Source organism: Chitinophaga sp. GbtcB8 (genome assembly GCF_019091455.1).
GTDB lineage: Bacteria > Bacteroidota > Bacteroidia > Chitinophagales > Chitinophagaceae > Chitinophaga.
Genome location: NZ_JAGXJN010000041.1, coordinates 61,357 through 72,955 on the forward strand (window position 1 = coordinate 61,357; position 11,599 = coordinate 72,955).

General features: G+C 48.0%; 4 protein-coding genes. All 4 read left to right on the plus strand.

The genetic code is table 11. The annotated features are described in order from the left end of the window. Positions 1 to 36 precede the first annotated feature (36 nt). The gene (asnB, locus tag KVT36_RS26760; RefSeq protein ID WP_217606512.1) at positions 37 to 1,947 is read left to right on the plus strand and encodes an asparagine synthase (glutamine-hydrolyzing); all 1,911 of its coding nucleotides are present in this window, start codon (positions 37 to 39) and stop codon (positions 1,945 to 1,947) included. Continuing rightward, a complete protein-coding gene (locus tag KVT36_RS26765; protein WP_217606513.1) occupies positions 1,937 to 2,692 on the plus strand; it encodes an aspartate/glutamate racemase family protein in 756 nt (251 codons plus the stop codon). The genes asnB and KVT36_RS26765 overlap by 11 nt, the downstream gene beginning before the upstream one ends. 5 nt (positions 2,693 to 2,697) lie before the next feature. Next, positions 2,698 to 4,641 carry a methylaspartate mutase subunit E gene (locus KVT36_RS26770; RefSeq protein ID WP_217606514.1) on the plus strand — a complete coding sequence of 648 codons (1,944 nt, stop codon included), beginning with the start codon at positions 2,698 to 2,700 and terminating at the stop codon, positions 4,639 to 4,641. A gap of 21 nt (positions 4,642 to 4,662) precedes the next feature. Further along, positions 4,663 to 11,599: non-ribosomal peptide synthetase (locus KVT36_RS26775; RefSeq protein ID WP_217606515.1), on the plus strand; the 6,937-nt coding region annotated here is incomplete at its 3' end.

The window sequence follows — 11,599 nt, forward strand, 5'->3', positions numbered from 1 at the left end:
TTACTCTTCGATCTACTTCACTCAAAAAACAACACCATGTGTGGCATAACCGGGATTTTCGATATTAAATCAAAATATACCATTGAGCGCTCAACCGTGATGGGGATGGCAGATGCCATACAACACCGCGGGCCGGATGAAGCATCCTGCTTCATTGATAAAAATGTAGGGCTGGGTTTTCGCCGCCTCAGCATCATTGACCTGGCGCATGGCCACCAGCCTTATTTTACAGCCGATGAGCAGGTACGTATGATCTGTAATGGTGAGATCTATAACTACAAAGAGCTGCGTGAAGAGCTGCAGCAGAAAGGGTACCATTTTACCACCAATTGCGATGTGGAAGTAGTGCTGCATGCCTACCTGGAATATGGTACTGCTTTTATTGAAAGGCTGAACGGGCAGTTTGCTTTTGCTATTTCCGATGGGCGTAACAATAGCTTTTTGCTGGCGCGGGATCACTTTGGCATTTGCCCGCTGTTCTATACCATTACAGACGAGGTGCTCATTTTTGGTTCAGAGATCAAAGCCATCCTGCAAAACCCAATGGTGAAAAGAGCAGTGGACCTCACAGGCCTGGACCAGGTATTTGCATTCCCCGGTTTGGTAAGCCCGGCTACCATGTTCAAAAATGTGATCAGCTTAAAACCCGGTCACTACCTGCAGGTAAAAGACGGGAAGGTAACAGCCAATGAATACTGGGACATTGATTACTACCCGCAGGAACATAATTATGAGAACAAGCCGGAATCCTACTATGCGGAGCAGCTGGAAGAGATCCTGCTGCAATCAATCCGGTACCGGCTAAACGCAGATGTGCCCGTGGGCTTTTACCTCAGCGGGGGCCTGGATTCATCGCTGATTGGCGCTATGATGAAAAAGATCCACCCGGATACCAGCTACCAGTCGTTTTCCATTGGTTTTCCCACGCTGGATCACAAAGAGATCGACGAGCGCAAGTACCAGCAGATAGTAGCCAAACATGTAAACTCCCGCCATACGGAAATACCGTTTGACTGGCCGGAAATAGAGCAGCGTTTGCGCCAGGCAGTGTATCATTCTGAATGCCCCTTAAAAGAATCTTATAATACCTGCTCCCTGGCTTTATCCGAAAATGTGCGCAACAGCGGCGTAAAGGTGATCCTTACCGGTGAAGGCTCAGATGAGTTCCTGGGTGGATATGTAGGATACCGCTTTGATGTGCAGCGCAGCCAGATGCCGGTGGAAAAAGACCTGGAAGACCTGCTGGAAGATCAGATGAATGAGCAGCTATGGAGTGATCCCAATTTCTTTTACGAGAAAAGGCATGTCTCTTTCCGGGAAACCGTACAGGCCTTGTATTCCGATGAGGTGAATGAAGGTTTCAGTGATTTTGACTGCCTGACAAACCTGGGCGTTGACAAGCGCAAGCTGGAAGGCCGCCATGCTTTTCATAAACGTTCTTACCTGGATATGAAGCTGCGCCTCTCAGACCACCTGGTAGCTGACCATGGCGACCGTGTAGCCTATGCGCATTCCATTGAAGGCCGTTATCCTTTCCTGGATGTGAACCTGGCCAACTTTGTAAAAACCATCCCGCCTGAAATAAAATTAAAGAACCTGGTAGAGAAATATATACTGAAGGAAGTAGCAAAGAAATACCTGCCGGAAGAGATCTATGCCCGCCAGAAACAAGGCTTTGTAGCACCCGGCAGCCCGCACCTGTTAAGGAATAACATTGAATGGATCAATGACATGCTTTCTTACGACCGCATTAAAAGGCAGGGTTATTTTAATCCCGATACCATAGAAAGGCTGAAGAAGATCTACTGCAAAGATGATTTTAAGCTGAATCTGCCGTTTGACAGCGACCTGTTAATTGTGGTGCTCACCTTTAACATTTTCCTGGATGTATTTGATATGCCCGCCTTTTCCCATTCAAACGCTCAAAAATTAGTTTATGCAAGTTAATAACGTATCTAAAAAGAAACTGGGCATTATAGGCGGTATGGGATCGCATGCCGGCGTATGGTTATTCAACCGGATCACGGAGCTGTCTTACGCGCAAAAGGACCAGGAGTACCTGGACATTTTAGTACATAACAACAGCGCTATCCCTGACCGTACCCGTGCCATTGTTTATAAAGAAGCCAGCCCCTTGCCTGAGCTGGAACGTTCTATCAGCATTTTTAACAACAGCGCCGTGGAAGTGGCTGTGCTGGCCTGTATGACAGCACATTATTATTGTGAGCAGCTGGAGCAACACTTCCAGGGAAAGATCCTCAGCGCTGTGAACCTGGTGCAGGAAGAGCTGACCACTAACCCCCTCTATACCGGTAAAAAGAAGATCGGCATCATTGGCTCTACAGGCCTGTTACGTTCCGGCATTTACCAGCAACGGCTGGAACCCCTGGGTTATGAAGTAGTAACCCTGAATGAAACCGAGCAGGAAGAATTTTTCATGCGGCCCATTTATATGGATGGCGGCATTAAATCAGGCTGCCTTACAGACGAGGTAAAACAAATGTTCTGCTGCCAGGTGCCAATATTGGTATCAAAAGGTGCGGAGGTAGTGATAGGCGCCTGTTCTGAAGTGCCGCTGGTAATGAAGGGCAGCATGGTAGTGCCTTTTATAGATGCATTTGAACTGCTGGCCCGCAAAACAGTAGACTACTGTTACTATGGCGCCCGTACTATTTCCAAAATTAAAAACTAACAACAATGGAATACCAACACAGGATATTAATAGGAGGCATTGGCGATGATGCACATTCCGTGGGAATAGGACTGCTGGATCTGGGTTTCAAGGATGCGGGATTTTTTGTAAAGAGCCTGGGCATCCGTAATCTTATCTCCTCTTTTTTTGATCATGCACCGGATTTTGACATCATCATGATCTCTAACAAGAACGGGCATGCGGAATTATACCTGCAGGATTTTGCCCGTCTTATGAGCCAGTACAAGCTTACAGACGACAGCACCAAGCTGTGGTACCTGGGTGGCAGCCTGGCGGTAAGCGAATCTGATTTCCAGATCAAGAAGAAGTACCTGGGCATGGGATTTACCAACGTATACCCGAAACCGGTACCCTTTACCCAGGTGCTGGAAGAGATCAGGAAAGATATTCACCGCCATGAGATCCCCAAACGGGAAAGCAATTACCGTAAGAACAGGCGCCGCTCGCTGGTAGCGGAAAAGCTGCGGGTAGATGAGATCACGGACCGCCAGTGGACACGGGAAGAGCTGACCACACACCGCAAGGAGGTGCTGGCAGAGTGGCATACCGGCCGGGAGGTAATGACGGATACTTACCAGAACGCAAACAAACAGCACACGCTGGGCAATATATTATGGAGCAACAAACAGGCGGGTAACAAACCCCTGTTTCAGCCCAGGACCGGCGTAGCGGATATTGAGCAGCAGATAACCCTGCTGCAGCACCTGGAAGCAGAAGGCAGTGACGTAAGCTCTGTGCAGCTGGATGCGGCCTCACGCTCACGCATGTATGATAAAGCAGAACTGGGAAAGGACCTGAGCATAGAAAGGAAACAATCACAGCTGAACGGTTTTCCCATCCCGGTGTACGGCGTAAAAGAGGTACGCCGCCTGATCACTTCCCTGAAACGGCCTTTCCAGCTAAGAGGAGGCGGCCCTGATCACCGTTTTACCTACGAGATTGCGCTGGCAGCCGGCATTACAGCAGTAGAAGGCGGTTGTATCTGTTACTGCCTGCCTTATGATAAGCTGACGAACCCGATAGAATCTTTACGCAACTGGCAGTTCATTGACCGCCTGAGCGCATTCTATGAAGAAGTGCATGATGTAAGCATTAACCGCGAATACTTTGGTACACTTACCGCTACACTGATAGAACCCTCTTTGGCCATATCCGTAAACGTTATACAGGCTATTCTTACCGCACAACAGGGTGTGAAAAATATCACCGTAGGTTATGCAGAGCAGGGCAACCGTGCACAGGACATTGCTGCCATACAGATAATGGAAGAACAGGTGAATGCTTTCCTGCACATGTACGGATTTATGGATGTGCGGGTAACCACCGTATATCACCAGTTTATGGCTGCTTTCCCCTCTGATTATAAAAAAGCGGAAGACCTCATTTTTAATTCCAGCATTACCGCCACGCTGGCCGGCGCTACTAAGGTAATGGTGAAAACCGCCGTGGAAGCCATCCGCATCCCGGACCGTTTTGATAATGCCAAGGCCGTGAAGCTGAGCAAGCAGGGCGCCCTTACCGCACATCACAGCATGGTGGATAAGGAAAAGCTGAAGATCGAAAAGCAGCTGATCCGCTCTGAAGTAAAACAGATCATGGATGCCGTAATGCAGCTGTCTAATGGTTCTATTGCCAAAGGCGCTATCAAAGCCATTGAGGCCGGCATCCTGGATATACCATGGTCGCCCAGCATTTACAATAAAGGAAAGGTAGTAGGGGTGCGGGATATAGATGGTGCAGTACGCTTCTACGATTTCGGGAACCTGCCTTTTGATGAAAAAACAAAAGATTTCCACCGGGAGAAAGTAGTGATCCGCAAGAATATGGAACGTGATTCCAGCATCTTTTCCCTGCTGGAAAAAGACCTGAGCCGCATTTGGCAGAACGATTACAAGACCTGGCCCCTTGACGGCACCTATGTTTATTAATTAAGAATAAACCCAAAACGCATGGCACAGTTATTAGTTGCAGATTTTGAAAGAACGGTAGCACAATACCCGGAGCAGCCGGCAGTAGAGGAGTGTAGCCGTAAGGTCACTTACCGGGAGCTGAATATAAAAAGCAATCGCCTGGCCTGGGCATTGAAAGCCGCAGGCGTAAAACAGGATACTATTGTAATGGCAGCCATGCCTTCCGGTATTAACCTGGTGGCATCATTGCTGGCCGTGTTTAAGGCAGGCGGCATTTACCTGCCGGTGGACCTGGCTTTCCCGCTCCGGCGTATGATGCAGATCTTTGAGCAAACCGCCTGTGAAGTGCTGATCACTACCACGGCGCAAAAAGATGCAGTGAATGTTTTGCTGGAAACCCTGCAGGTAAGTGTGCGTTATTTGTTTGTGCTGGATGAGGATACGAAAATAGCAGAGTGCCTGCATGATGCTGTTCATGATCCCTTTGATGGCAAGATCTGTGACAAGAACCCTGATGAGCTGATACTGGATACTGACAGCTGTTATATTTTTTATACTTCCGGTTCTACAGGTGAGGCCAAAGCCTTTGTGGGTGTGCATCGCAGCCTGCACCATTTTATTGGCTGGGAACGGAAGGAGTTTAATGTGCAGCAGAATATCCGTGTAAGCCAGCTAACCCAAACAACCTTTGATGCTTCTTTAAGGGATATATTTTTACCGCTTACTTCCGGTGGTACGCTTTGTATTCCGCCAGTGGAGTACCGCACTAACATGACGCAGCTTAGCGGCTGGCTGGAAGATAACGGTATTAACCTGGTGCATTGCGTGCCCTCTCTTTTCCGCCTGCTTATTAAAGAATTATCAGGCGCTGAAACATCCAATACCCGTTTCCCCGAATTGAAATATGTGCTGATGGCCGGTGAGATCCTTTACGGGCGGGACATACAGCACTGGCAGCAGGCAGTAGGCACGCATGTGGAGATTGTGAACCTGTATGGTACTTCTGAAACTACGCTGGCCAAAACATTTCACCGTATCAATGAGCTGCCCGCAGATCCTGCACAGGCCATTCATGCCGGCAAACCCATAGAAGGCGCTTTTATAGCAGTGATCAGCAATACCGGTAAATTATGCCGCATAGGGGAAATAGGAGAGGTGTACATTAAAACCCCTTACATGACAAAGGGGTATTTTAAAAATGAAGCCCTTACCAAAAAAGTATTTGTACAAAATCCCTTAAGCCCTGAACCGGATATTATTTACAAAACCGGTGACCTGGGCCGCTATTTGCCTGACAGAAGCCTGGAAGTGCTGGGCCGCCTGGATGAGCAGGTAAAGATCAACGGCATACGGGTAGAGCTAAACGAAATTAAACAGGCCGTGCTGGGTAAAGAGGGGATCCGGGAAGTGTTTGTAACCACGCACAAGAACCGGGAGGAACAGCAGGAGCTGATCTGTTATTACATCGGTAACAACATTACCATAGATGACTTGCGCGCTTTCCTGCAAACGGAGCTTCCGCAAGGCCTGATCCCTTCCTGGTTTATACCCATGGAAGAGTTTCCGTTAACCCTTAATGGCAAAGTAGATAAGAAAGCGCTGCCCAAACCGGATAACCTGATCATTAGTGACAAAGATTATGAAGCGCCGCAAACAGCTACAGAAACATTGCTGGATGAAATTTTCCAGGAAGTGCTGGGCCTGAAAAGAGTAGGCCGCAAGGTATCCTTTTTCCGGGTGGGCGGTACTTCCTTAAAAGCTATGCAGGTAATATCCCGGGTGTACAAAGCGCTGGATATTTCCCTGAAGGTGGCGGATATTTTTTCCAATCCTACCATAGCGCAGCTGGCTACAGTGGTGGCGCAGAGTGGCCGAACCACGTATGCCGTTATTACTCCCTTGCCCCTGCAGGAACATTATGAAGTATCCCATGCACAGAAACGTTTGTGGATCTTAGACAAGCTGGAACAGGGACAGGTAGCTTATAATATGCCGGCGGCTGTACTACTTAACGGAACGCTGGACCGGAGCGCTTTTACAAGAGCGCTGGAAACCCTGGTAGACCGGCATGAAAGCCTGCGCACTGTTTTTATTACAGTAGATAATGAACCCCGTCAGAAAATATTACCGGCTGCAAGCTGCGGTTTTAAGCTGCAGTACCATGATCTGCAGCAGGAAAGCAATAAAGAAAGTTTAACAGCAACGCTGGTACAGGCGGAATTTAATACGCCTTTTGACCTGGAAACCGGTCCGCTTTTCAGAACCACTTTATTGCAATCAGGAGCTACGGAATACGTGTTTGCCTATACGATCCATCATATTATTTCCGATGGCTGGTCTATGGAAGTGCTGGTGGATGAGGTATTGTCTTTGTACAATGCTTATGTGAAGGGAGAAGGCAATCCCTTAACACCGCTATCTATTCAATATAAAGATTACGCAGCCTGGCAGCAGGAGCAATTGAATAATGAGGCTGCAAATAACCACAAGGCTTACTGGTTAAACCAGTTCAGCGGTGAGCTGCCGGTGCTGAACCTGCCTGCAGATCACGCCCGTCCTGCACTGCTTACATCCAATGGAGATGTAGTGAAATACAGCCTGGATAGCTCGCTCAGTCAATCTTTAAAAGACTTGGGCAAACAGCAGGGCGCCAGCTTGTTCATGGTGCTTCTGGCTGGTGTAAAAGCTTTACTGTACCGCTATACAGGCCAGAGCGATATTATTACCGGTTCTCCTATTGCCGGCCGTGATCATTACCAGTTGGAAAACCAGATCGGTTTTTATGTGAATACACTGGCATTACGCACGCAGTTCAAAGGCAACGAAAGTTTTGTGCAGCTGTTAAACAAGGTAAAGGAAGTAACGGTAGGCGCTTATGACCATCAGCTGTATCCTTTTGACCGTTTGGTAGATGACCTTGACCTGCAGCGGGATATGAGCCGCTCGCCTTTGTTTGATGTAATGGTAGCGCTGGAAAACGTAGAGCTGTCTACTACTGAACAAAGAGACTTTGGCGGCATAGTAGTAAAAGACTACCCGGCAGATGTAACTATCAGCAAGTTTGATCTCTCTTTTGATTTTTATGAATACGGTGATAACCTGCAGCTGCGCATAGAATACAATACCGACCTGTATAACCGGGACCGTATTGAAAGAATGGGTACGCATTGTCGGCAGATCCTGGCATCTATTGTAGCTGATAGCAAAACATCCATAGATAAGCTGAGCTATCTCACCGATGCAGAAACGGAACAACTCTTAAATACTTTCAATGCCACTGCCGCCGCTAACCCGGCCGGTAACATCCTGGAACTGTTTGCCCAACAGGTACAACAAAACCCGGAAGCTACTGCAGTGGTGTTTGAAGATAAGATACTCAATTACCAGGAGCTGGACGAATCCAGTAACCAGTTAGCCAACTACCTGCTGGCCTGCTACCATGTGCAGCCGGAAGAGCGTATTGGTATTATGGTGAACCGCTCAGAACAAATGTTGGTATATGTATTGGGTGTACTGAAAGCCGGTGCAGCCTATGTACCCATTGATCCTGCTTACCCGGCAGACCGCTTGCAGTACATGATCAAGGACAGCGGCATTAGCGTGCTGGTTACAGATAACCAGCTGGATGAACGCATTCACGGCATGGGCATTATGATGGTGGACCCTACATTGAATGCAGATGAGATCCATATCTACAGCACTTATGCACCGGTGGTGAACATAACGGCTAATCAGCTGGCCTATGTGATTTATACTTCCGGTTCCCCCGGGCAGCCTAAAGGTGTAATGGTGGAGCATGGCAACCTCTTTAACATGGCGTTGGGCTGGCGGGAAGCGTACAAGCTGGATACTTTTGAAGTACATCTGTTGCAGATGGCCAGCATGTCGTTTGATGTGTTCTTTGGAGATGTGTGCCGCGCCTTGCTGAATGGTGGCAGTATGATCATTGCCCCGGCAGATCTGCGTACTGATCCTGAAGGCTTGTATAAATTAATTGCTCAACACCGCATCAATATTTTTGAATCCACACCCGCACTGGTGCTGCCACTCATGGATCGCATCTATGACGCAGGATTAGATAGTTCCTTTATGCAGCTGGTGATCCTGGGTTCAGATACCTGCAGGGTAGAAGATTTTCGCCGTTTGCAGGAGCGTTTTGGTAGTCACCTGCGTATTCTTAACAGTTACGGTACTACGGAGACAACCATCGATGCATCTTACTACGAAGCTACTTTGGAAACTATTCCTGCATCTGGTCATGTACCCATTGGTAAGCCTATGCGTAACACACAGTACTACATCCTGGATGCACAGCAGCAACTGTTGCCCATAGGTTTACCCGGAGAGTTGTACATAGGCGGCCCAGGTGTGGCCCGTGGTTACCTGAACCGGGAAAGTTTAACGCAGGAACGTTTTATTATCATCAACAATAGCCGTTTATACAAAACCGGTGATCTGGCCTGCTGGCAGGCAGATGGAAACTTATTGTTCCTGGGCCGTAATGACCACCAGGTAAAACTGAGAGGTTACCGTATAGAGCTGGGCGAAATAGAAAGCGCTTTACAGGCACACACAGCCATTACACAGGCAGTAGTGCTGCTGCAGGGCAATACAGAAGATGACCGGCAGCTGGTGGCCTGGTTCACAGCCAGCAAAGCACTTACGGCAGCTGCCATACGCTCTTTCCTGGAAACCAGGTTACCAGTGTATATGATTCCATCCTGTTTTGAACAGCTGGACAGCTTTCCGCTGACAGTGAACGGCAAAATAGATTACAAAGCTTTACAGGCCGCTACACTTACTGCAACAGTCACTAATAATTATGTAGCACCGCGCAATACGCTGGAAACAAAACTGGTGGCTATCTGGGAAGAAGTGTTGAACCGTACGCCCATTGGTGTATTGGATAACTTTTTCGAGATAGGCGGGCATTCCTTAAAAGCTACCCGCGTGTTATCACAGGTGCATAAGGTGTTCCATGCAAAAATGGACCTGCGCACTGTTTTTACACATCCTACCATTGCTGCACTGGCAGAAGTGATTGCACAGTCCAACGTGGTGGCATATGAAAATATTACACCTATTGCTGATGCAGCGCACTACGTCATTTCACATGCGCAAAAACGCCTGTGGATCCTGGACCAGCTGGAAGAAGGGCAGGTAGCTTATAATCTACCCGGTGCATTTATACTGCAAGGAAAACTGGAAGTAGCTGCTTTTGAGCAGGCGCTTACTACCCTGGTAGCAAGGCATGAAATACTGCGCACTACTTTTATTACGATAGATGGAGAGCCACGTCAAAGGATACATACGCCTGAAGCCTTTGCTTTTAAGCTGGTGCAAATTGATATGCAGCAAGCGCCGGAAAGCCAGGTAGCTGAATGTGTAACGGCAGCAGCCAACCATGTATTTAACCTGGAACAAGGGCCGCTGTTAAAAGCTGATCTGCTGCAACGTGCTGCGGATAATTATGTGTTCCTGCTCACCATGCATCATATTATTGCTGATGGCTGGTCCATGGAAGTACTGGTGGATGAGGTATTGTCTTTGTATAATGCTTACGTGAAAGGAGAGGGCACCCCCTTAGCACCGCTTTCCATTCAATATAAAGATTACGCCGCCTGGCAGCAGGAGCAGTTGAATGGTGAAGCTGCAAATACTCATAAGGCTTACTGGTTAGATCAATTCAGCGGTGAGTTGCCGGTACTGAACCTGCCTGCAGATCATGCCCGTCCTGCACTGCTTACATCCAATGGAGATGTAGTGAAGTACAGCCTGGATAGCTCACTCAGCCAATCTTTAAAAGATTTAGGTAAACAACAAGGCGCTAGCTTGTTCATGGTACTCCTGGCTGGTGTAAAAGCTTTACTGTATCGCTATACAGGCCAGAGCGATATTATTACCGGTTCTCCTATTGCGGGCCGTGATCATTACCAGCTGGAAAACCAGATCGGGTTTTATGTGAATACCCTGGCATTACGCACACAGTTCAAAGGCAATGAAAGTTTTGTGCGGCTGCTAAATAAAGTAAAAGAGGTAACGGTAGGCGCTTATGACCATCAGCTGTATCCTTTTGACCGTTTGGTAGATGACCTGGACCTGCAGCGGGATATGAGCCGTTCTCCTTTGTTTGATGTAATGGTAGCGCTGGAAAACGTGGAGTTGTCCACTACTGAACAAAGAAACTTTGACGGCATAGAAGTAAAGGACTACCCGGCAGATGTAACCATCAGCAAATTTGACCTCTCCTTTGATTTTTATGAATATGGCGATAACCTGCAGCTGCGCATAGAATACAATACAGACCTGTATAACCGGGACCGTATTGAAAGAATGGGGGCGCATTGCCAGCAGATCCTGGCTTCTATTGTAGCTGATAGCAAAACATCTATAGATAAGCTGAGCTATCTCACCGCTACAGAACAGGAACAACTTTTAAATACTTTCAACGCAACTGCCGCCACTAACCCGGCCGGCAACATTCTGGAGCTGTTTACCCAACAGGTACAACAAAACCCGGAAGCTACTGCAGTGGTGTTTGAAGATAAGATACTCAATTATCAGGAGCTGGACGAAGCCAGTAACCAATTAGCGAACTATCTGTTGGCCCGCTACCATGTGCAGCCGGAAGAGCGCATTGGTATTATGGTGAACCGCTCCGAACAAATGCTGGTATATGTGTTGGGCGTATTGAAAGCCGGTGCAGCTTATGTACCTATTGACCCTGCTTACCCGGCAGACCGCTTGCAGTATATGATCAGCGACAGTGGCATTAGCGTACTGTTGACAGATAACCAGCTGGATGAACGCATTCATGGTATGGGCATCATGATGGTGGACCCTGCATTGAATGCAGATGAGATTCATATCTACAGCACTTATGCACCAGTGATGAACATCACTGCTAATCAGCTGGCCTATGTTATTTACACCTCTGGTTCCACCGGGCAGCCTAAAGGTGTAATGGTGGAGCATG